This window comes from Bacillus sp. FJAT-22090 (genome assembly GCF_007676755.1).
Taxonomy (GTDB): Bacteria; Bacillota; Bacilli; order Bacillales_A; family Planococcaceae; genus Psychrobacillus.
Window position 1 is genome coordinate 182,730 of sequence record NZ_VEBK01000001.1, and the last position, 22,580, is coordinate 205,309.

Annotated in this window: 26 protein-coding genes; 8 read left to right on the forward strand and 18 right to left on the reverse strand. The window is 35.8% G+C overall.

Annotated elements, in window-relative coordinates; all coding sequences use genetic code 11:
* Positions 1-9: 9 nt before the first annotated feature.
* The 7 genes from FS486_RS00895 to FS486_RS00925 form a co-directional block, all read right to left on the reverse strand.
* Positions 10-1,551: an acyl-CoA carboxylase subunit beta gene (locus FS486_RS00895; protein WP_144509371.1), complete on the reverse strand. Its 1,542-nt coding sequence runs from the start codon at positions 1,549-1,551 to the stop codon at positions 10-12.
* Between the two features lie 199 nt (positions 1,552-1,750).
* Entirely contained in the window at positions 1,751-1,963 is a 213-nt protein-coding gene (locus FS486_RS00900; RefSeq protein ID WP_144509372.1) for an acyl-CoA carboxylase biotin carboxyl carrier protein subunit, read from the reverse strand.
* Complete coding sequence (locus tag FS486_RS00905; protein ID WP_144509373.1) at positions 1,960-3,321, reverse strand: acetyl-CoA carboxylase biotin carboxylase subunit; 1,362 nt, start codon at positions 3,319-3,321, stop codon at positions 1,960-1,962. The genes FS486_RS00900 and FS486_RS00905 overlap by 4 nt, the downstream gene beginning before the upstream one ends.
* A gap of 129 nt (positions 3,322-3,450) precedes the next feature.
* Positions 3,451-3,849 (reverse strand): transcriptional regulator, encoded by a 399-nt coding sequence (locus tag FS486_RS00910; RefSeq protein WP_144509374.1) that lies wholly within the window; start codon positions 3,847-3,849, stop codon positions 3,451-3,453.
* A gap of 127 nt (positions 3,850-3,976) precedes the next feature.
* Positions 3,977-4,735 (reverse strand): enoyl-CoA hydratase/isomerase family protein, encoded by a 759-nt coding sequence (locus FS486_RS00915; protein ID WP_144509375.1) that lies wholly within the window; start codon positions 4,733-4,735, stop codon positions 3,977-3,979.
* 1,052 nt (positions 4,736-5,787) lie between these two features.
* Entirely contained in the window at positions 5,788-5,961 is a 174-nt protein-coding gene (gene rpmF / locus FS486_RS00920) for a 50S ribosomal protein L32 (protein ID WP_093263953.1), read from the reverse strand.
* 24 nt (positions 5,962-5,985) lie between these two features.
* The gene (locus FS486_RS00925) at positions 5,986-6,525 is read right to left on the reverse strand and encodes a YceD family protein (protein ID WP_144509376.1); all 540 of its coding nucleotides are present in this window, start codon (positions 6,523-6,525) and stop codon (positions 5,986-5,988) included.
* Positions 6,526-6,649: 124 nt separating this feature from the next.
* Here FS486_RS00925 and FS486_RS00930 point away from each other — a divergent pair, with 124 nt between their 5' ends.
* Positions 6,650-7,864: a nucleotidyltransferase gene (locus tag FS486_RS00930; protein WP_144509683.1), complete on the forward strand. Its 1,215-nt coding sequence runs from the start codon at positions 6,650-6,652 to the stop codon at positions 7,862-7,864.
* 5 nt (positions 7,865-7,869) lie between these two features.
* Here the strand turns inward: FS486_RS00930 and FS486_RS00935 are convergent, their stop codons facing one another.
* On the reverse strand, positions 7,870-8,916 hold the full coding sequence (locus tag FS486_RS00935) for a SepM family pheromone-processing serine protease (protein ID WP_144509377.1): 1,047 nt from the start codon (positions 8,914-8,916) through the stop codon (positions 7,870-7,872).
* Between the two features lie 133 nt (positions 8,917-9,049).
* Between FS486_RS00935 and FS486_RS00940 the strand changes: the two genes are divergently transcribed.
* Positions 9,050-9,925 (forward strand): hypothetical protein, encoded by an 876-nt coding sequence (locus FS486_RS00940; RefSeq protein WP_144509378.1) that lies wholly within the window; start codon positions 9,050-9,052, stop codon positions 9,923-9,925.
* A 49-nt stretch (positions 9,926-9,974) separates the two neighbouring features.
* Here FS486_RS00940 and coaD read toward each other — a convergent pair whose 3' ends face one another.
* Genes coaD through FS486_RS00955 form a run of 3 tightly spaced genes read right to left on the reverse strand, consistent with a single transcriptional unit; the run spans position 9,975 to position 12,502 of the window.
* The gene (gene coaD / locus FS486_RS00945) at positions 9,975-10,460 is read right to left on the reverse strand and encodes a pantetheine-phosphate adenylyltransferase (protein WP_144509379.1); all 486 of its coding nucleotides are present in this window, start codon (positions 10,458-10,460) and stop codon (positions 9,975-9,977) included.
* 1 nt (position 10,461) lies between these two features.
* Positions 10,462-11,028 carry a 16S rRNA (guanine(966)-N(2))-methyltransferase RsmD gene (gene rsmD / locus FS486_RS00950; RefSeq protein WP_144509380.1) on the reverse strand — a complete coding sequence of 189 codons (567 nt, stop codon included), beginning with the start codon at positions 11,026-11,028 and terminating at the stop codon, positions 10,462-10,464.
* A gap of 55 nt (positions 11,029-11,083) precedes the next feature.
* Entirely contained in the window at positions 11,084-12,502 is a 1,419-nt protein-coding gene (locus FS486_RS00955) for a hypothetical protein (protein ID WP_144509381.1), read from the reverse strand.
* A 53-nt stretch (positions 12,503-12,555) separates the two neighbouring features.
* Here FS486_RS00955 and FS486_RS00960 point away from each other — a divergent pair, with 53 nt between their 5' ends.
* Complete coding sequence (locus tag FS486_RS00960; protein WP_144509382.1) at positions 12,556-12,942, forward strand: DUF7147 family protein; 387 nt, start codon at positions 12,556-12,558, stop codon at positions 12,940-12,942.
* A 6-nt stretch (positions 12,943-12,948) separates the two neighbouring features.
* On the opposite strand, the gene FS486_RS00965 is transcribed toward FS486_RS00960, so the two are convergent.
* Positions 12,949-13,221, reverse strand: coding sequence for a YlbG family protein (locus FS486_RS00965; RefSeq protein ID WP_144509383.1), 273 nt, complete (start codon positions 13,219-13,221; stop codon positions 12,949-12,951).
* 134 nt (positions 13,222-13,355) lie between these two features.
* Here FS486_RS00965 and FS486_RS00970 point away from each other — a divergent pair, with 134 nt between their 5' ends.
* Positions 13,356-14,258 carry a glycerophosphodiester phosphodiesterase family protein gene (locus FS486_RS00970; protein ID WP_144509384.1) on the forward strand — a complete coding sequence of 301 codons (903 nt, stop codon included), beginning with the start codon at positions 13,356-13,358 and terminating at the stop codon, positions 14,256-14,258.
* A gap of 292 nt (positions 14,259-14,550) precedes the next feature.
* Here the strand turns inward: FS486_RS00970 and FS486_RS00975 are convergent, their stop codons facing one another.
* Positions 14,551-15,000, reverse strand: coding sequence for a YlbF/YmcA family competence regulator (locus tag FS486_RS00975; protein WP_144509385.1), 450 nt, complete (start codon positions 14,998-15,000; stop codon positions 14,551-14,553).
* 82 nt (positions 15,001-15,082) lie between these two features.
* Between FS486_RS00975 and FS486_RS00980 the strand changes: the two genes are divergently transcribed.
* Complete coding sequence (locus FS486_RS00980) at positions 15,083-15,580, forward strand: PaaI family thioesterase (protein ID WP_186321281.1); 498 nt, start codon at positions 15,083-15,085, stop codon at positions 15,578-15,580.
* Here FS486_RS00980 and FS486_RS00985 read toward each other — a convergent pair.
* Complete coding sequence (locus tag FS486_RS00985; RefSeq protein ID WP_186321282.1) at positions 15,529-16,995, reverse strand: UDP-N-acetylmuramoyl-L-alanyl-D-glutamate--2,6-diaminopimelate ligase; 1,467 nt, start codon at positions 16,993-16,995, stop codon at positions 15,529-15,531. The genes FS486_RS00980 and FS486_RS00985 overlap by 52 nt on opposite strands.
* A gap of 102 nt (positions 16,996-17,097) precedes the next feature.
* Between FS486_RS00985 and FS486_RS00990 the strand changes: the two genes are divergently transcribed.
* Positions 17,098-17,829, forward strand: a complete 732-nt coding sequence (locus FS486_RS00990; RefSeq protein WP_144509388.1) for an amino acid kinase family protein — start codon at positions 17,098-17,100, stop codon at positions 17,827-17,829.
* Here the strand turns inward: FS486_RS00990 and FS486_RS00995 are convergent, their stop codons facing one another.
* Positions 17,830-18,906: a CAP domain-containing protein gene (locus FS486_RS00995; protein ID WP_186321283.1), complete on the reverse strand. Its 1,077-nt coding sequence runs from the start codon at positions 18,904-18,906 to the stop codon at positions 17,830-17,832.
* A 152-nt stretch (positions 18,907-19,058) separates the two neighbouring features.
* Between FS486_RS00995 and FS486_RS01000 the strand changes: the two genes are divergently transcribed.
* Positions 19,059-19,424, forward strand: coding sequence for a YugN family protein (locus FS486_RS01000; RefSeq protein WP_144509390.1), 366 nt, complete (start codon positions 19,059-19,061; stop codon positions 19,422-19,424).
* A gap of 112 nt (positions 19,425-19,536) precedes the next feature.
* Positions 19,537-20,598 carry a sporulation integral membrane protein YtvI gene (gene ytvI, locus FS486_RS01005; protein WP_144509391.1) on the forward strand — a complete coding sequence of 354 codons (1,062 nt, stop codon included), beginning with the start codon at positions 19,537-19,539 and terminating at the stop codon, positions 20,596-20,598.
* A gap of 93 nt (positions 20,599-20,691) precedes the next feature.
* On the opposite strand, the gene FS486_RS01010 is transcribed toward ytvI, so the two are convergent.
* The 3 genes from FS486_RS01010 to ctaF all read right to left on the reverse strand — a co-directional run bounded on the left by FS486_RS01010 (position 20,692) and on the right by ctaF (position 22,580).
* Positions 20,692-21,153, reverse strand: coding sequence for a DUF420 domain-containing protein (locus tag FS486_RS01010; protein WP_186321284.1), 462 nt, complete (start codon positions 21,151-21,153; stop codon positions 20,692-20,694).
* A 20-nt stretch (positions 21,154-21,173) separates the two neighbouring features.
* Positions 21,174-22,097 (reverse strand): cytochrome c oxidase assembly factor CtaG, encoded by a 924-nt coding sequence (gene ctaG, locus FS486_RS01015; protein ID WP_144509393.1) that lies wholly within the window; start codon positions 22,095-22,097, stop codon positions 21,174-21,176.
* Positions 22,098-22,244: 147 nt separating this feature from the next.
* Entirely contained in the window at positions 22,245-22,580 is a 336-nt protein-coding gene (gene ctaF / locus FS486_RS01020) for a cytochrome c oxidase subunit IVB (protein WP_144509394.1), read from the reverse strand.

Sequence of the window (22,580 nt, forward strand, 5' to 3'; positions counted from 1 at the left end):
TACGAGATATTATACAGGAAGCACTGGGTGTTTTCGAGGAGCAAGTGCAATTTCTTTATTTTCATAATAACGAAGACGATTTGCAAGCTCACTACGCAAATTACTTGGTGCCACAATTTCATCAATAATCATTTCAGAAGCAAGCTTATAGATATCAATTTCCTCTTTATATTCCGCATGCTTTTCTTGCACAAACTTTAAACGTTCTTTTGGATCTTCGATTGCTTCAATTTTGTTTGAATACACAGCGTTTACCGCCGCCTCAGGACCCATTACTGCAATTTGCGCAGTCGGTAAAGCAATACATACATCCGGTTCAAACGCAGGACCTGCCATCGCGTATAATCCTGCTCCATAGGCTTTGCGGACAATAACAGAAATTTTTGGAACGGTAGCAGAACTCATTGCAGCAATTAACTTTGCCCCGTGACGAATAATGCCAGCTCTCTCTACTTTTGTCCCGATCATAAATCCTGGGACATCCGCTAAAAATAGCAATGGTATTGAAAACGCGTCGCAAAGCGAAATAAATTTCGCTGCTTTATCAGCTGAATCTACAAAAAGTACTCCACCCTTTGCTTTTGGCTGGTTGGCAATTATGCCGACTGCTTGTCCTTCAATACGAGCAAATCCTGTAATTAGCTCAGGTGCAAATAGTTTTTTTACATCGAAAAATGATCCTTCGTCTATTAATGCATCAATTGCTTCATACATATCAAATGGTGCATTTTGATTTTCCGGAATGATTGCTTCTAATGTTCTTCCTTCTTTAATAGCCTTTGCATCTACTTTTTTCGGTTTCTGCGTATAGTTAGCTGGAAAGAAACCTAAGTATCGTTTCGCTTCTGAAATTGCTTCTTCTTCAGAAGTTACTAGCACGTCACCAACACCACTCACTGTACAGTGCATACGTGCTCCTCCCATTTCTTCTAGCGTAACTTTTTCACCAATTACTTTTTCCGCCATACGTGGAGAGCCTAAGTACATCGAAGCGTTACCTTCCACCATAATAACTACATCACAAAAAGCCGGAATATATGCACCACCTGCTGCAGATGGACCGAACAGCAAGCAAATTTGTGGGATGAATCCCGAAAGCCTCACTTGGTTGTGGAATATTTTACCTGCACCACGACGGTTTGGAAACATATCCAACTGATCAGTGATACGGGCACCGGCTGAATCTACCAAGTATAGTAGTGGAACTCTATTTTTCTCTGCTATTTCTTGAATACGAATAATTTTTTCAACGGTGCGAGATCCCCATGAACCCGCTTTAACCGTAGAATCATTTGCCATTACACAAACAGTTTGGCCGCCTACTTTGCCTGTTGCCGTAACAACACCATCTGCTGGTAAATCTCCCGCTTCAACATTTGCAAACCGGCCATCCTCAATATATTCACCGCCGTCAAAGAGCAATGCTAAACGATCACGTACAAATAATTTATTTTGTTGTTTCATTTTTTCATGGTATTTCTCATGACCACCTGAAAAGATAGATGATAATTTTTCTTCTAATCGTTCATTATATCCTTTTATTTCTCCCACTTTGTATTGCCCCCTTATAAAAAACGCTAGCGCACTCTAAATATAGCAATCCCCGTTCTTGTTGAAGCTTAATTCTACGTTTTTTGGCAGCTGAAGAACTAATATCGCCTCCCAGCCAAGCGGCAGTTCAAATCTTCATTAACTAGAGCTTGCCATAATACTTAGTTTTTCACTGTATTTTTGAATAGATAACCACGGCTTATTCGAATGTAACTAGTACATCACCTTCGTTAACGAAGTCGCCTTCTTGAGCGTTGATAGTTGCAACTTTTCCTGCAACCTCTGCTTCTACCGGAATCTCCATTTTCATCGATTCAAGTACCATTACTACTTGTCCAGCAGAAACTTCCTCTCCTACTGCTACATTTACTGTAAATACTGTTCCTGCCATTGTTGATTCTAAATTTTTCATTTTGATACTTCCTCCCTTTGATTTTCCATCCATTCCCCTAAAACGGATGTTGAATATATCCCACTTTTAAAGCTTTCTGCTTCTAAAAATTCATGAAAAAGTGGAATATTTGTTTTCACACCTTCTATTTTAGCAGAAGAAAATAATTTTTGTGCTTTCTCAATTGCTAATTTTCTATTTTCTGCATGAATAATAACTTTTGAAATCATCGGATCGTAAAAAGGAGTCACTTTATTTCCTTCTTCATAGCCACTATCAATACGGATATCTTTAACCTCTCCCCAAGATAGGTTCGTTATTGTGCCTGGTGAAGGGAAAAATTTCTTTGGATCTTCTGCATATATTCTAAATTCGAATGCATGTCCATTCGATTTAATATCCTGTTGTTCTTTTACAGGCAGTTCCTCCCCAGCAGCAACTTTTAACTGCCATTCTACTAGGTCAAATCCTGTTACAGCCTCTGTAACGGGATGCTCTACTTGTAGTCTAGTATTCATCTCTAAAAAATAAAATTGGTGGTTTTGATCGACGATAAACTCTACAGTACCTGCGTTTACATAGTTCACCGCTTTTGCAGCATTCACAGCAGCCTCAAAAAGTTTTTCCTTAGCTTCTTGTGGAAAATTCGGTGAAGGAGATTCTTCCAGTACTTTTTGGTTTCTTCTTTGAACGGAACAATTACGTTCGAATAAATGAACTGTATTGCCATGAGCATCAGCAAAAATTTGAACTTCAATATGGCGAGAAGCATCAATGAATTTTTCTAAAAATACAGTATCGCTTCCAAAATATGATTTTGCACGCGTTTTAATGGAATCAAAATGTTGGATTAAAGTTGCTTCATCATTACATCGAATCATCCCTATACCACCACCCCCTGCGCTAGCTTTAAGCATCACTGGGTAGCCGATAGCAGATGCAGCTTCTTTTGCTGCTTCTAACGAATTTAAACCTTCTTCTGTACCTGGAACTACAGGAACATTCGCTTCAATCATCGTTAGCCGAGAACCTATTTTATCTCCCATTTTTTCAATCGTTTCTGGTTTTGGTCCGATAAATAGAATCCCCGCTGCCTCTGCTTTACGAGCGAAATCTGCATTCTCAGATAAAAATCCATAACCAGGATGAATTGCGTCCACTTGTTCTCTTTTCGCAAGTTCTATGATGTCATCGGCTTTTAAGTAAGATTGTTGCACTTGACTCGGACCGATTAAAAAAGCGTAGTCTGCTTCTTTTACATATGGTAATTCTTGATCGGCTTCTGAATAGATTGCAACAGTTTCTATATTTAATTTCTTACATGTTCTAATAATTCTTCGTGCAATTTCTCCCCTATTTGCAATTAATACTTTCTTCATTTTTTAATTCCCCCTTGTTTGAAAGGTATGTCCCATCTCTATTAGTCTATACGAATAGTGAAAGCGATTTCAACTAGATAGGAAATTTTTTTATATAAAAAGAAGTCTCTAGATTAAGAGACTTCCTTTTTACTTTCTTTCTATATGAGTAATTCCTTGTTTTGCCCAGTTCAATAACTGCTCATAATCTTTCTTCAATAAGTTATAAGCACTGGAAATTTCATCATAGGATTGCTTCATTTCATCATAGCTTTCCATTGCTAGCTGCAAATGATTTTGCAAAGAAGAGGAATCCGCTACTTCCCTCGATACAGGCACATTCACATGAATTTCTTTTTTGAAAATTTGAGGACGTAAATTCTTATTCCACCTAAATGCACAAGCTTGTTTGGAGCGACCTAACAAAATGCTTGCTTCTTCAAATCCAGAAATTTGCGTATGGCCTTGTTCTATTTTCTTTAAAACTAATTCTTTTAGAAGATTGTCTTCTTCCGCAGTCCAGCTATCTTTTCTAATTTTAACATTCATGTTTATCACCCTTTGCTTTTTTACTAATATATGCAAAGTGGGTACAAATAGACTCTAATTATTATTATCTTTTTAAGAAAAGTGCGGAAGACTTCTCATGATATTTAAGGGAAGAAGGAATTGGCTCTTACTTTCTTCTTAGAAAAGCATCGACTGCCTTGTGATGTTCATCATGTTCCCAAAGTATTGAACAAGTCGATACTTCCTCCATCACTCGCTCTTTTAGCTTTGTAATTTCCCATTTTCGAATAGCTTGTTTTTTATATGCTTTTAGTACGGATGCATGGGGAACAATCATCTTTTCGCTAAACTTATGCAAAGCCATGTATTTATCACCTTCGAAAACTTCCGTTGCCCATCCTATAGAAAGTAGATGATCAGAACTATAAGGAACTGCCTCTGTCAGCATTTGTAATGCGTAATCGTGTCTCATCCCTTTTTCAAATAAGTACGATCCTCCACCCCAGCCGGAAGTAATCGCCAGCTTTCCTTGTATGAACCCACATTTTGCTTCTTTATTTACTAAACGATAGTCACATAATGTAGCAATTTCACATCCCCCACCTACAGCAGTACCGTTTAATAAAGCGATTGTAGGTATACTTAATGTTGCCACTTCATATAAAACTTGGGCCGTTTCACTTAACATTGCATAAGATTCTTGCTCCGTTTTGAGCTTATGAAAAACAGATAAGTCTCCTCCTGAACAAAAAGTTTTTTCACCTGCTCCCGTAATAACAGCTAACTTGATAGAATCATTTGTTTTTACATTATGTATTAATTGTTTAAAACCTTCTACTACCTCTCCATTAATCGCATTGTGGATTGCAGGTCTATTTATCTCGAAAATAATTATGTCGCCTTGTATGTCAATTGTATATGCCATGTTCATGCCCCTTTACAATTTATATATTTAAGGTATCATACCTATCATTTAACAAAAAGAATGAATGATGAAAGAAAAATAGCAAAATCATTAAAATTGGAGCCACAGTCTTATAGAAATAAACCACGATCAATAATTTTGAGAAACTTACAAGTTTGAGCTGTTCAATCTATTAGAACGGTTTGTAGGTAAAAACAGTATCTATTGTGTTCAACCATTTATCCGGAATCTGATTGTAGAAATACTTCACAATATAGGAGTAATGTGTCATAGTACGTTGACTAGTGACCGCTATGATTTTCTCTTCTAGCGGACGCTTTCCGCCGGGTGAGCGATGAGCCAGCCACACCGCTTAGGCGTCGTTGGGCTGGCTCATTTGCCCACAGCGGAACAAAGGCTAAGAGCGCCACATCGTGTGGCAACGCCTTCGTGACCAACATCTTGTTGGCCTCAGCAGGAGTCGCCGCCAGCAGAGAAAGCAAAGAATGTTCGAGTTTGTAGTGAAATGTTGCTCATCCGGTTTATAATGTTGCGAGTAACGACTGAAATGTTGCGTAAATTTAAATGGACGATCTAATCCATTTAAATTTAGCAGATTCTTCATGGAAAGTGCATAATAATTAGTGTCCTCTAGCATTTACGTGGAGAATTGGTTGCGCTCGTTGCCAATTTGGTTGCTTTCAAGCGCAAACTGGTTGCTCTTCATAGAGAATTGGTTGCTTTCAAGTGACAATTGGTCTCGCTAAGCCATTTCCTAACTTTTAATGGCTAATAAATACAGATAAAAGCGTATATTTGGATGGATTGGAGCGAAAAGGACGGCGACTCCAACAGGATCAAGTGAGTCAAATAAGACTTCACATCGAACGCCTAAGCGGACGGTGAAGACTCATCGCTCATCCCGTGGAAAGCGTCCGTCCTTCAGCGGAAATCCAAGCGGACGCCGACTAAGATGCAGTATCTCTAATAATCTCACTTTATTTCCCTAAAAAGAAAAAGACTACCGAAGAGCCATGGTCTCTTTGGTAGTCTTTCAAGGAACAAATACTGAATTATTTGCTCACTACTTCTTTCCCTTTGTATTGACCGCATGATTTACAAATACGGTGAGCCAATTTCATTTCACCACAATTTGAACAAGCAACCATACCAGGTACGGATAATTTAAAATGCGTACGACGTTTTCTTTTTACAGTTTTAGAAGTTCTTCTAGCTGGTACTGCCATTGGTGGCACCTCCTTACAGATCTATTATTCGTCTGTTTGATCAAAATACTTAGCTAAATCAGCAAGTCTTGGATCCAATTTTGGTTGTTCATCTTCTTGCATATCATTCAGATCATCATCTGTTGTATAACTCCAACCATTTCCACCCTCGTGTGTAAATTGGTCTGCACCTTCTTTATACACTTGCAATGGAATTTCTAAAAGAATTAACTCTTCTAGAACTGGGTCTACCTGAATGACATCTCCTTCTACTACATGAAAATTATCATAAGCTTGTGCAGAAGCAGTTGCTGTCTCAGACCAGTTGAAAATTTCATCAGACTGAATCTCAAATGGATATTCTACATTTTCCCATGTGCGAGCACAAGGTAATATTAGAGTCCCTGAAAGCTGAAAATGACAAGTCATTTGCGCTGCACCAAAAGTGCAGTGCCCTTTTACATGAACGGGTGAAATGTTTCGAACGTCTGGGTTTCGTTCCTTCACATTTTCAAGGGTAACGAACTCATCTAACGTCATCCCGTTTTCACGATATTTTGCTAGTTGACTAATTGCCCATTTCATACGATTATCACCTCAAGACAACAAAGTTGATTATATAATGACTGAATTTAGATGTCAAGATAATTTCTTGTCACTACATTATTTTAACATTATACTCTCCTTAAGGAAAGGATTTGATTTGAAGATGAAAGCAACTGGAATTATTGTAGAATATAATCCATTTCATAATGGGCATTTGCATCATTTACAAATGTCTCGACAAAAAACTGAGAGCGACGTGATGATTGCAGTCATGTCGGGAAACTTTCTACAACGTGGTGAACCGGCACTTGTGGATAAATGGACTCGAACAAAAATGGCACTTTCCGCAGGTGTAGATTTAGTTATCGAGTTACCTTATGCTTTTGCTACTGCTCAGGCAAGCGATTTTGCCAAAGGAGCAATTTATTTATTGGATGCATTAAAATGTGAGGCTTTTTGTTTTGGGAGTGAGGAAGGCTCTTTAGACGCGTTTTTAAATACCTATGAATTATTATTAACCAATAAAGCTGAATATAATACACAAATTGCAACTTTCATGAAAAAAGGAATTAGTTACCCGAAAGCATTAAACGAAGCATATAGGGCAATTTCAAAAGGTGCTGACGTGTCATTAGTGGATTTATCCAAGCCGAATAATATTTTAGGGTACCATTATATCGAGGCTGCTAAAACATTAAAGGCTCACATTCAACCGGAGACCATTCAACGAATCATTGCAAATTATCATGACCCTGCAAAAGCAACGGAGACGATCGCCAGTGCTACAGGTATCCGAAAAGTATTATTTGATGAGAACGATTTGACTGCCGTTCAACATTTTCTGCCATATACTAGTTCAGACGCTCTACTCCAATGGAAAACCTCTGCTCAAGCATTCGGAAGCTGGGAACATTTCTATCCCCTTCTTCGTTTTACAATTTTACGACATACAAAAGAATCGCTAGCAAAATTTGCGGAAGTGACAGAAGGCATGGAAAATGCTATATGGAATGCGGCCATTACAAGTGTTTCTTTCCATTCTTTTATGGAAAAAATTAAATCGAAACGATTTACATGGACAAGAATTCAGAGAATGTTAACTCATATTTATACTGATTTTTCATGGAAACAATTGCAAGAAATAGATTTACCAACGTATATTCGACCATTAGGAATGACTAAAAAAGGACAAGCCTATTTACAAGCGATAAAAAAAGACTTGCAACTTCCTCTAATAAGTAGAGTTGCTGCAAGTAAAGAAAATATACAACTTCAATTAGATCTTAAAGCAACGGATTTATATTACTTAGGCTTACAAACTCCCTTTGGACAGCGTATGATTGGGAGTGAGTTTCGAACAGTTCCGATTCGTATATGACTTAATTATTTTGGCTCTAATTGGTTCAAGTATGCTAGGGCATCATCCACTGTTTTGACAGGTACAATTTTCATTTTTGTGCCTATTTTTTTTGCAGCTTTCAAGGCCTCTTCATAATTTGATTGTAAATCTGGGTTTTTCGCTAAAATGGAAGGGTCAATTTCATCGTCAGGAGCGAACATTATTTCCATTCCTTTACGATCTGCCGCAATTACCTTCAAAGCAATACCCCCTATGCGCCCTACTGTTCCATCGGGCTCCATTTCACCCGTCCCTGCAATCGTGTATCCTTTTGTAATATCCTCAGGAAGCAATTGATTTAAAATTTCTAATGTAAACATAAGACCCGCAGATGGACCCCCGATATCTTCCGTATTCATGTGTACTACAGGAGTAGTTTCTACTAGCTTATCTTCTTTATAAGAAATACCAATCCCAGGTTTATCAAGAACACCAGGAACTTTTTTTAGCGTAACCTCTTTCTTCAATTCCTTGCCGTCTCGTTCTACCATTAAACTGATTGTATCGCCTTCTTGTTTGTCCGCTAAATATGTTTGAATCGATTCCTCTGTTAAATCCTTCATGTCATCCATTTCTAAAATTTTATCACCTGGTTCCAAAATACGGTCAGCTGCACTGCCATCAACAACGTTAAAAATAAATATTCCGTTATTTTTGATGGTATAAGGCTTATTCGCTCGATTGTATGCGACCGTTATAGCATTAAATTGAGAATCAGACATAAGCTTTAATTGACGAACATTATATTCTTTTTCATCTTCATCTTTTTGCCGGATTTGATTTGCCTTATATATTTTCTGATTATCCACTATTTTTGCGTATGCATATGTAAGCGGTGTTGCTTTTGCAAGTGCAATTGTGAGTAGGCTCATCGTTCCAACATCATCTTCATCTCCACCCTCGACTTCTACGAATGGAGTAAGTTCATACGCACCTCCGGGTTTTGAAATATATGATTCCAATGGATAAAAAGCTATTGCAAGTACTATTGCTAATACGAAAAGAAGGATAACAGGCTTTCTCTTCTTCATGAGTTCTCCCTCTCTTTCTTAAATATATATGAGTATTAGTTTATCACTTCCATTTTTTTCTGACAAAACAAATGAATAATAAAATGAGCAGGTAATTAAAAATTTCTAAATTGAAAAAAAAGGATGAGCTGACATGCATAAAATAATTACAATTGGAAGTTGGGCACTGATAATCTTATTGTTTCTACAACCTGGCACCGCACATAAAGGTGCCGTAGAAGGAATGCAAATCTTTACGACCGCCTTACTTCCTTATTTATTGCCTTATTTAGTAATTACACAAATGTTTATAAGGTCACAAAATAATTTTTTACATACTTCCAATAAGTTTAAACTATACTTGAATGTTTACATATTAAGTGCGATTGGAGGTTTTCCAAGCGGTGCAGCAGTTATTTCCTCCTTAAAGGAAATGGGGACTTTAAATGAACGTAATGCCAGCTGGCTATTAGGCATTTGCCACGCACCGAGCCCTATGTTTGTCATCGGTTTTGTTGGAATTGAAATTTTCCATGCAGAATTTGCTGGTCTTAAATTACTAATTATTATACACCTTGTGAATTTACTATTCCTTTTAGTATTCATCATTTTTTCAAACCCTATTCAAAGGAATGAATACCAAAAAACAAAAGCGGTCTCTCCATTTCAAGAAAGTATAAAAGAAACCTCCCAAATTTTATTACTAATTGGTACAACTGTTATTTTTTTCACGACAGTAAGCATTATTGTTTTTGAATCAGTCAAAGAAGTCCTTCCATCCATCTCTCCTTTATTATTAGTCTTTGTAGCTTCTTTTTTTGAAATGACTGGTGGAATTAGTTTGGCAGGAGATATATTGTCAGGAGAAGCGATACTTCCATTTATAGTAGCAGTTGTCGTTGCTTTTAGTGGAATTAGTATTCACATGCAAATTATTGTACTTGCCCAAAAAGCAGGTATTCCAATTAGACGCTATATATTCTTCCGCATTTTACACGTACTCATCATTCCTTTATTTTATATTTTTTAATAAAGTCCAGATTTCCGCGCAAAAATAAAACCTTGCCGCATGGGCAAGGTTAATCTTTGCTGAATTTTAATTTGAGTGCTTTTTCCACTTCTGGAGGAACCAGTTCCTCAATTTTACCACCGTACTTAGCAACTTCTTTTACAATACTAGAGCTTAAAAATGAATATTGGTTCTTTGTCATAATAAAGAATGTTTCAATTTCATCATTTAGCACACGATTCATAGAAGTTATTTGCATTTCATATTCGAAATCGGAAACTGCTCGTAGTCCACGTATAATTGCACTTGCTTTGACATTTTCAGCATAATCCATCAGGAGACCAGAAAAAGTTTCTACATTTACATTGGGCAAATGTTTTGTCGCTTCTTTAATAAGATCTATTCTTTCTTGGACTGAGAAAAGAGGATTTTTGGAAGAATTGTTTAAAACGACAACGTTCACTTGACCAAAAACAGCTGCTCCTCTGTTAATAATATCTAAATGTCCATTTGTAATTGGATCAAAAGTTCCCGGTACGACTGCAATTTTAACCACTTTAATTCCCCTCTTCTGTGCTTCTTCGATAAATTGAAATTATAGTACCCCCATACGTTTCTCGCCTAGCCAAAGTAAAATTACTTAAATCAGTTGGTAGGTCAACCGTTTTATCATGTTCACACACGATAACTCCTGTATCACTCATACACCCGATTTCAACAATTTTTTCAGCTAAATCATAAAAAGCTATTTTATTGTACGGTGGATCTACAAACAATAATTCAATTTTCAATTCCCTTTTTTCAAATGCTTTTATCGCTCGACTAGCATCAATTTTATATATTTCACTCGAATCTTCCAAACGACATTTTGCTAAATTCTCGTTAATCGTTTGAATCGCTTTTTGATCTTTTTCGATAAAAATACATGAATCGATCCCTCTGCTTAATGACTCTATTCCTAAGCTTCCACTTCCCGCAAATAGATCCACCGCAATTCCACCGTCAAAATACGGACCAATCATGTTGAAAATAGATTCTTTTACTTTATCTGTTGTAGGTCGTGTATTTGTTCCCGGCACTGCCTTGAGTGGCAATCCTTTTTTTGATCCTGATATGACTCTCATGTTATTTCTCCTAGTTATCAAATTCGCCTTTACATATTTGTTCAGTTAAATGAAATTAAATAGAATCGGATGGTGTAATAATAATTTTATTTTTTTGTTTATCCACATTCACTAAAAACAGACGAATCATCCACGCTTCTTCCATATAAAAATCTGTTCCAATTTTCTCAAATGGTTCTGACATGGCGTCATATCTTTTTTCATTTAGAACATAAAATGGTTCGTGTACTGGAAAGCGGAACGCCCTTGCACTACTTTGAACATACAACCCTTTATCTGTATTATCTAAAGTGTACCCTAATTCTGTTAGCAATGGACCGGCAGCATATAAAACTTTTCCATCTTTAAATACTACATTCATCTCGTCCATATATAATTTGTTTAAATATACAGGACGAGCATCTTCAAAAAGCAATGGAAACTGTTCGGTTTCTTCTTGTCCATTAAATGCAAAAAAAGAAGTTTTCAAGCCGATTACTTTCGACAATAGCTTGTCTAATTTTTCAGCATTCAACTTACCGGTTTTCGTTAAGGCAGTCTCCCATTCGGAAAGTTGATCTTTTGTAAAATAATTTTTAAGCGTTTCATACATCCAAATTGATTTTTCAGATCCGATTGGACTAGCCATTATAAAGCTACTCACAACTTCAGCAAGTAATGGATTCTCTTCATTTAAGCCATATTGTAATTGAATATTTTTAACGATTATTTCACTTTGAATAGCGTCAACCCCTTTGTTTGCAATAAATGCAATACGGGAAGATTTTATATTATACTTATTCTCAGTAAAAAGCATGGACATATGTATATTGTTCGGAATATGCAATCCATCTAATAATGCAATAACTTCTTTCGAAAGATTTTCGTTTGAATGAACCGTAAAATAATCATTTTCATATTTCACAGGTATACTTTCTTTTTGCCAATATAACTCTGAAATATTTCCAGTGCCAAAGAAAAGGGTATAGTCGATTAAGCTTAAAGAAGTACTCCCAATTATCGGAAGACCACTAATCCACATACCTCCACGCTTTACTTCGTCGGTTACATGAAGTGTCGTATAAGAAACTCCACCATTCTCGATTTTAGCTAAAAATCCGGTAAATAATTCCCCGTCACGTAATCCATCTACTATTGGAATTTCATACGAGATGCTCTGCTTATCCATATCGCCTTCATTAAACAAAGCTAGATCTTCAGATAAACGGCTACAACTATCACTTGTGCTCAAATCGCAGCTCCTATTTTCGCTAGAAATTGGCCACGTAATAACCATTTGTTCTTTTGGCAAATTACTGAAATGTTGCTTAATAATCATTTTGTCTTTCTTTAATTTTATTTCAATTTCTTGCTCATAAAAAAAAGATTGTCCCCCTTCTTCTTTACTTGAGGAGTAGACATGATATTGAAATAAAAGCAACGTGCTGTTTATAATAACGAGTAGTGTAGATATAATACTTATAACAATTTTCATAGAATTACCCTCCAACTAAGTGGTAAGATGGATTGGAAAGGAAGTGTTTTTCATTGATCCAACGTTTTATAGAACTAGGTGAAGGATATGGAGATATATTTGAACTTTGTGAACTCACTCGAGTAAACAAAAAGCGCATACATCATGCATTCATTTTCACGTCCAGAAAAGAAGATAAAGAGTACTTTTCCATTGCTATTGCCCTAAAACCAATTAATAACGCCAATTTTTTCCCAATTTATATATGCCGAGAAGGAATACCAAATATTCAGCTTGTGCCTAAGAGACTTGCCGCATTTAAAGATACCCTAGAAGAGTTACAAATCGAACCAATCCGTATCGACATTAAGCATTCTTCGACTTTTGCAGATACCAATTTATTTTATCAGTATGTAATCGGTGTTTTACGATTGAATCATTTAATACCACCATTACAATAGACCTACCTATAAACCGATCTTATAATCATATTCTTTTGCTTTATCTGGCTTACTGTTTTCAAATTCTGTTTTCAAAAATGGACGATATGATTCTAATATTTCTTTTACAAATGGGAGTTTGTTCATCTTCTGTTTTGCAGTTTCAATTTGATCTTGATCACAATATAACACGACATATTTCATTTTTTTAGATATATAGTGGACATGACCGTATTTTCTTAATGATTTCGCTTGTTTTAAATGATGCACATAGACAATTAATCCTTGTCTTTCTGTCATACTTTTTCCCCTCATTTCTTCATCTCAAGAATAACATATCTGGGAAAATGATAGCAACAACAACTAGCTGACAGTTTTACGTACAAAAGATATAATGAGAAAAGCTATTTGAGTAAAAGGGGGATAAATCGATTATGGGTAAAAAAACAAATGTTGCGTTTGCTATCGCTGCTGCTGCTGGAGCTGCTTGGGCTAGTACAAAAGCTATATCTAAGCCTCAAAGTCGTACACCAAAAGAAGCTCTTGAATATGAACAGCCAATTATTCTCGCACATCGTGGAGGGGCGGCACTCGCTCCAGAATGTTCTCCTGCAGCTTTTGAAAATGCGGCGAAACTTGGTGTCCATGGGTTTGAGATAGACATAAGATTAACAAAAGACGAAGAAATAATTGTCTTTCACGATGAATATGTAGATAGAATTACCAATTTATCTGGTAAAGTAGCAGATTTCACTTTAGCACAATTAAAAGAAGCAGATTTAGGCTTTCACTTTGTTGATTTAGAAGGTTCTTATTCATATAGGGATTGCGGTGAACAAATTATTACTTTAGGGGAGCTCCTCGATATGTATCCTCAAATGCTTATAAACATGGATATAAAGGATGCTCCCCAGACGTACGAAGGAAGTTTAATGCCTTCTAAACTATGGAGATTATTAGAGGAAAAACAAGCTTTCCAACGTGTTGTTGTAACGAGCTTTTACGACGAACAAATAGATCGCTTTAACTTGTATGCACAAAATACAGTTGCACTAGGTGCTGGTGAAAAAGAAGTAAAAAAAGCTTATACTGCTTATACGAGTCAATTTAGACATTTATATCACCCAAAAGCAGATGTGTTCCAGATACCTGTAAAATCCAGCTTATTTCCTCTAGATAGTGCTGGTTTTATAAAGTTTTTAACATCCTTAAATATTCCTGTGCATTATTGGACTATTGATGATCCAGCAATAATGAAAAAACTTATCCAAAATGGAGCAAAAGGAATTATCACCAATAGACCAGATTTAGCAATAAAAGCTTTAAAATTAGATTAAGCAAACAGAAGGTCCCTTATACATTGTGAATTCTAGTTATTTTTCGAACCTTCCTGTTAAAGTTGCTTTCTCATCTTTCGATCAGTTATAACTCTTCGAAGGAAATATAATGCACGCATTGTATAATACTATTTTTAATTTCACACAACAAATGGACTCCGTTCCAAGCATTCGAAACACTGTACACTGATAAATGACTACTAAGTACATGACATACCTAGTCTTTCTCTTATCTAGCAAAAAGGATGTGTGCAAATGAATGCACACATCCTTCCTTGTTAATACTGTTCTTTTATGCAGAGCAGGAACAAGATCCACCGGTACCACAACCGCTTCCACAGCTTGAACCGCTAGAAGCAAAAAATGGATTACTAACTGGAACTTTAACTCCTTCTGAAACAGATTTACCAATTATTAAACTTACTTCATCTAGTAAGTCTTGTAATTCGTTTTCTGCAACTTTTAAAGTTGCAATTTCATCAACCATATCCAGTTTCCGTTTTGTAACGCGGATATCCTTCATAACAGTTGAATAATCTGGGTGGTATTTTCCGAATCGTTGGACCTCTTCGTATTGGTCTTTTAGTTTTGTGAAATGATTTATTTCACTCACTAGATTCGAATTTGTATATACAGCACGATGTGCATCTAAATATTGATAAAATTGCTCAGAGGAAAGAACCATTCTACATAGCAAATCCGACTGGTCCATTATAGTGGCCCACTCATTGGTCATTATCATTTTAAAACCTCCAATCCTGTTAATCATAACAGAAATGGAGAAAAAAATGCTAAACTATTATCTTATTGTTAGGAGAAAAAAAATGAATGAGTTACAATCGCTACTCCAAGAAGTAACAGAAAAAGCATCTGAAGTCGAACTAGACCTAGTGAAAGAATTCCTTAAAGGTATTAAAAACAAACAACAAAATGACGCCCCTACATATTTAAACGCTATTTTTCATATGGATACACAATATGATAATGGAAATTGTATCGTAACCCTTCCTGTTACCCCACTTTCTTATAATAGCTTTGATATGCCACATGGAGGAGTAATCGCAACCCTTATGGATAATGCTATGGGCTTTCTAGTGAATAAAGATCTCCATCCAGAAGGAAAAGGAGCCGTTACAACCAATATGACCATCCATTATGTGAAAGCTGCAACAGACAAAACATTAATCGCTACGTCATCTTACTTACATAAAGGTCGTCAAACGTTAGTTTTAGAATGTACAGTTACTCAGCCGGATGGAAAGAGAATTGCTTATGCAACCGGATCATTCTTTGTTATTACACCTGCCAACTCCTCAAAATAACTAAGTACAACCTGATGATCAGAAAAAGGGACTACAAGACCATTTGCAATTTGTTCTTGCTCATGTCCCTTTCCTGCTATTAAAATGATGTCCCCTCGCTTAGCGGTGGATAATGCCAAGATGATGGCTTTTTTTCGATCTGGTTCGATTAGTACTTTTCGCTGATTAACGCCATTTACAATTTCCGCAATAATATCTTCGGGACGTTCGTTTCTTGGGTTATCAGATGTTATAATTGCCTTTGTCGCATATTTTGTAGCAACCTCTCCCATTCCCTTCCTTTTTTGTTTATCCCGATTACCCCCACATCCAAATACAACATAAATATCCTGTTTTGCATATGACTTAATCGTGGTTAAACAAGCTTCCAACGCATCTGGTGTATGTGCATAATCTACTAGCACTTCTACTCCTATCCCATTAGGAATTCGTTCTAATCTCCCTTTCGGAAGAGTTAGCGATTTTATTTCTTTATATGGAATCCGTAAAGCATGTAAACTTGCAAGCGCTGCAGCTATATTCATTCCATTATAATAACCACTATTCCCCATTTCCACATGCACATCTTTATCTTCTACGATAAACTTATACGTCACCATATGTGTTGAGTAGTCAACCTTCTGAAAAATAATGTCATTCGTGTACTGTTCTCCAAAATGAATTACCGGAAGATCCGATCTTTCTGCCACTGATCTACACCATTCATCATCACTATTAATAACTAGCTGTTTGGATAGCGTTACTAGTAGCTCTTTTGATTTCTTATAAGGGACCATCCCACCATGAAATTCAAGATGATCCTTGCCGATATTTAAAAATACACCTACTTCAATGGGATATATACCTAATCGATTGTCCAATAGTCCTTGAGAAGAAGCTTCTAATACGATGTATTCAACTTTCTGTTCATAACAATGTCTTACTACTTGTATAAAATCATAAAAGGGCAATGTTGTATTACTTCTAAATTTTTTCTCAAGTTTTTGACCATTTATAAAGACGCCCAATGTTCCAATAACGCAAACGGACCTATTCTGCTGCATTAATAATTGGCCTATGAATGATGCAACTGTTGTTTTCCCGTTCGTTCCTGTGACGCCTATTGTTTTAATCCGTTTTCCATACAAGTCATATGTCATGAGTGATATTCTTTCTTTTAACAAGTGCATATCACTGGGAATAATTAATTGCGGAATGCTACAATCCTGGACAAAAAATTCAGTAAGTATAGCTTTCGCTCCATTTTGTATTGCTTCTTCTATAAACCCACGAGTATTTGTTTCGGAAACAAATACATCCCCTTCTTTAATTTGTTTTGAGTGATCAATAAATCTTTCTATCGCTAATTCCTTAAAGTCACCTATAATCTTATAGTCCAAACCATATAATAGTTCTTTTAAAGGATAAATAGTCACACACTCCCTACACCATTCTTGTATGTTCGCATAAAGTAAAATGAATTCCTTGTATCGTATGAACGGAGTGTTTGAAATGTCACGAGTAGAGTGGTTGAAAATATGATTGTGCAAAAGTTTGGCGGAATCGCAATGCAAGATCGTCAGAATAGACAATTAGTCATGGCAAGGATTAAAAAAGCAATTGATATGCATCAAAAAGTATTAGTAGTTGTTTCGGCTATGGGTCGTAGAGGTCAGCATTATGCAACAGACACATTATTAGATCTCATCCCAAATTCGACTAATAGTGTAGAAACAGATTTACTTTCGGCATGCGGGGAGTTAATTTCAACATCTGTATTATGTGCAGAACTAAAAAATGAAGGAATTTTAGCGACTCTTTTATATGGAAAAAGTGCGGGAATTATAACAAATGATGCATATGGAGATGCACAAATAGAAAAAGTAGATACGAAATCAATAGTGGACTCTTTCCAACATGTCAATTGTATTGTAGTACCTGGTTTTCAAGGTATCGCAGAAGATACACAAACTTTCACTACACTTGGTAGAGGTGGAAGTGATTTAACAGCAGTCGTCTATGGACATTATTTAAAAGCAGATGTTGTCGAATTTTATAAAAATGTTCCTGGAATTATGACTTCCGATCCATTCAGAAATAAAAATGTCGAGTTGATTGCCTCTATGACGTATGAAGAATTACAACAAAAACTAAACGAACCGGTAGAAGTCATACAAAAAAGAGCAGCCAAATTCGCCGCTCTACACCATGTTCCCTTGCATATCCGTTCCTTATATGAGGACCGAGAAGGGACTTTCGTTTTTCGTTAATTATTGATTCTTTTCTTTTATAATGTTTTGTTCGATTAAGTTTTGCGTATAGTAGTTGCCATATACCCCTACCCCTGTTTGGTTGTACGCTTCATCCAGTAAAGTGGCACGATGGTCTTTTGAATTTAACCAACCATTTACTGCTTCTCCTGCATCAAAATAAAAAGCGGCTGTATTTCCACCAGCACGTGTGAACTGAATGGATGACTCTTTTAATTTGTCACTAAATTTCGGGACTTCAAATTTTTCATTTACTACAATATTATTTTTAGCCATTTCTTCACTATGAGTCCGTGCAATTTGCTGTAATGAAAAATTGGATACTAGCACTTGTGAGCCATGACGGAGACGAAAAACATTTGTAATTTCTACAATCTGTCTTTCATTTGCTCTATCTACTGCAGCTTGTAACGAGGATGCAGGCGTCTCCGCTTCTATCATTGTTCCATTATATAAAATATCATAAGGTTTCTGTTTTAAAAGTGTTTTAGCGTCTGAAAAACGAACTGCCTCTAATTGGTGATCTTCCATATCTATATATAAAATCGCAAACAAATCATCGAATGGCACTAAAATACGATTATTTATATCTTCTTCTGTCAATGAAAAAGTATACGTATTCGAATCTATAGACATAGTTATTTCCGATTCCACAATTGTAAAACGATAAATATCGGTTAGACTTTGACCAATTTTATAAGGATTAACCTCTACCTCATTTCCGATTGCAAAAACTTGTGTAACTAAACCATCCGCTACTCCAAAAAGCGTGTAAGTAGACAGAGAATCGTTATACACCCACCAATCATAATCAAATATGGACGCTTCGATTCGGGAGGGCTTCCCTAATAAATCAACTATTTTTTGAGCAGGCTCTCCTATTAAAGTTGAAATACCTTCCTGTGGCCTATCAAAAATATTTGCAGTTTCCGGGATTTCAGGATACTCCTGTGGTATTAATTGACCTGAGTTATTCGAACCTGTGATAAGTTCATTTTCCTGAACGGGATTATCAAAATATATAAATACTACCAGGACAATAGTAATAACGATTAAAATACGAAATAGATTTTTCATCTCATTTTTCTCCCTAAGCATTATGCCGTTTACACTAGTATATCAAGCTTCTATGGAAAGACACAATGTTGCCATTGCAACATTTTCAAATTTGAATTAATATTAATGAGAACGTATTCTTTGGTATTTTGAACGTGAAGGAGGACAATTCAATGTATTTCGAAAACACAGGTATAGAAAACACTGTCATTGATCTAAATTTATTAGATGATCTTATGAAAAAAAACGGATTAATCCGTGCTGGTCAATGGGATTATGAGCGTGTAACTTACGACAAAAAGTATGAGATAAAAGAAGGCATTTTCTATCTTCGAGTATTTGGTTATACTAAAGATGGCGATGTAGGTGCGCATGATGCGAACATTACATTACTAAAGCCAGTAATCGGTAAGCATTACTACCCACATGGAGTTGAGTATGGAGAAAATGAAGTTTTCCCAAATCATCTGCTAAAATCATGTGAACAAGTCTTGGCATCCGTAAGTGCTGACTTAAAAGCATTTGAGCATAATGCGTAATAAGTAAGGCATTAAACGCTAGAGAATATTTTCTCTAGCGTTTTTTATCTGTTCAAATATGGGTATATTGTCTATACTAGATAGGAAGCTGAAGAAAGGAGTGTACGATAGGATGTTGAAACGCTTTAAAAAAGAATATTTCAAATATATAATTTTAACCATTTTCGTTTTACTAATTGCTATCTTTATTATCCCAGTATCACTCCCCATTATCTTAGCTTTATTGACAGCTATCATTATGGAACCCCTCGTTAAATTCACACAAAGAACGTTTAAATGGAAACGTAAGCCCGCTGTTATTACAAATTTCTTTTTATTTATTATTATTGTCTCTGGTATATTGTATTTTGTTATTACGAAATTGATAAGTCAACTCATCTATACATCGAAAGTTATACCGTATCATTTAAACAGCTTAACAGGTGTATGGATTGACGTACAAAATAACTTATTTAAATTCACGGAGGGCTTGCCAAAAGAAGTAGTAGAGTCTATACAAGATAAATTTGACTCTACACTTATGAGTATGAAAGATGCCCTACTGGATTTGCTAAGTTACACAAACATAACTGCACTTCTTACTAATATTCCGAACTTTTTAATAAGCTTTATTGTATTTATTATCGCTTTATTTTTATTTATGCTTGATTTGGAAAGTTTACGTTCTCGTTTCTACCTTTATTTATCCGAAGGTACCGCAGAAAAAGTTCGTGTGATGACTTCTAGTGTAAAAAAAGTGACGATTGGCTTTATGAAAGCGCAAATTTTAGCAAGCTTCATCATTTTAGGTGCTTCACTTATCGGGTTATTATTTATTATCACTCCTAAATATGCGATTATCATGGCTATTGTCATATGGATTATCGATATTATCCCCGTATTAGGATCTATCATTATTGTAGCTCCATGGGCTATTTATCAATATATAACAGGAGATATTGTGTTAGGTACTAAGCTTACCATTCTTGCTATTATACTATTGATCATTCGGAGAGCTGTAGAACCAAAACTAATGGGTTCTCAAATGGGGATATCTCCGTTAGCGATTCTTATCGCAATGTTTATAGGGGCAAAGCTATTTGGCTTTCTTGGATTTATAATAGGTCCGCTCGTTGTCATTCTATTTATAACTGCAAAAGAATCGGGAATGATCAGGTTAAACTTCAAACTATAATAAGAAAAACCGGGCAAAAAGACGCCCGGACCTTTAAAAAGGGGCTGCTCAAAAGTCATTTTGATGACTTTGAGACAGCCCCTCTTATTTCAATTATCCACCGATTATAGCTTTTATGACAGAAGTCGTTTCTCCACCATGATAGAATACATAAAGCAATAAATACACTGCTACACCTGTAATAGCTACAAAGAACCATATTATACTAGTAATAGGTCCAATTTTACGGTGCTTTACAAGATTGTTTTTTAAACCTAAGATAATTGTTACAATTCCAAAGACCGCTCCGCAAGTCGCCAATGTAATATGAAATATCAAAAATACAGTATAGTAAATTTTAATATCATCTGGTCCACCAAATGCAGTATTCCCGATAAAAACTGTTCGAGAAGCGTAAATGATGAAGAAGATTAAAGCAGAAATAGCTGCAGCAAACATTGTTTTCTTATGTGCCTCTATTTTTCTTTGCTTTATCAATGCCCAACCAATTGCAACTAAAACTGCACTTAAAACAATAAAAAAGGTACTAATAGTCGGTAATACTGGTAAACTCATTCTCATTCTCCTCGAATATATTAAGTTTGTTCATGGAACTTAGCCTGTACTTTAAGCTCGTCCAATGCTTTCTGTGTAATTTCATCTGCATTTTCTTGTTCACTTTTAAACCATTTAAAAAAGATGGATGACAAAACCACAGCATATATAATCTCTTGAATAATTTTCATTAGAATACCGCCTAATTGCTGATCAGCTTCTGGTGACATATTCGAGAATAGTTCAGGACCAGAAAGAGATAACCCTGATAATGTGCTTGACGGAACGCATAATTCCATTGCTTTAAGCCAAGCATCTCCATCCGTATATGTCGTGTAGTTAGCATCACCTGAGAAAATAATAAGTGCACATGCCGGAGTGATTAAAACTGCACTCCCTATAATGTAACCAATTTTCTTAAGACCATGTAGTCCTTTTTCCCCCTTAATAATATCGACAATTGACCACCACATAAAGATTGCTGACAAGAATAAAACAAATGTATAAGTTCCATGCAATACTTCGTCTAATTTAATATAGTCAAGCAGTAATGGAATATGGTAAAGAGAAAACAACCCTGAAAATACAATTAGCGATAATAATGGTTTAGTTAAAATAGGGAAAAATTTTCGTACTACAGGTAAATCAATGACAACCTTCCAAACCCACCATGGAATCCCTTTCATCAATAAAGGAGGGATTAACAGTAGTAATAAAGCCATTTGTACCATATGATATGTAAACATGATATGTGCCATTAAATCCACTGGTGAACCTTTTACGATATATAGAAGCACTATACTCGTTAAAAAATAGGCAGCTTCTTTCCGTGTTAGAGGCTCCGATACTTTAAAGTCTTTTCGCCATTTAACTGTTATTAAAAAATATAAAATAGTTATAAACACTAATAATCCAATTAGTACAGGACTCCAATTAGCTTGAAAACCAAATATACTTAAAGGCATAAGTAACCTCGCTCCTTTTTTGCAACTACCTCCATTATAAAGGGCAGCATGAATAACTTCAATGAACGAACTATGACAAATGAGAAAATAGGAAAAACTAAAAAAGTCGAGACTAAGAATAATCTTAGCCTCGACTTTTAAATTACATTAACCCCACCATATGATCGTTAAAAACGTCAGGATGAAAATAAATCCAAAGAATGCACCAACAAATAAGAAATAAGAAGGAACATTATGATTTTTTTCACTCATATGCATGAAATAATAAAGTTGCAATACAACTTGAACTGCAGCTAGCAATAGAATAACTGGAGCTATTAAATATTTTGAGAACCCAGCAGCAACTGAAGTAAATGCAATTAGGGTTAAGAAAATCATAATTGCAAATGTTGTTAGTTGCCCACGCATAGCCTGTCTTCTCTTTTGCTTCAAATAGTTAAATTCAGTTTCCGTTCTAACATAAACTTGAGCGTCGTGTGACAT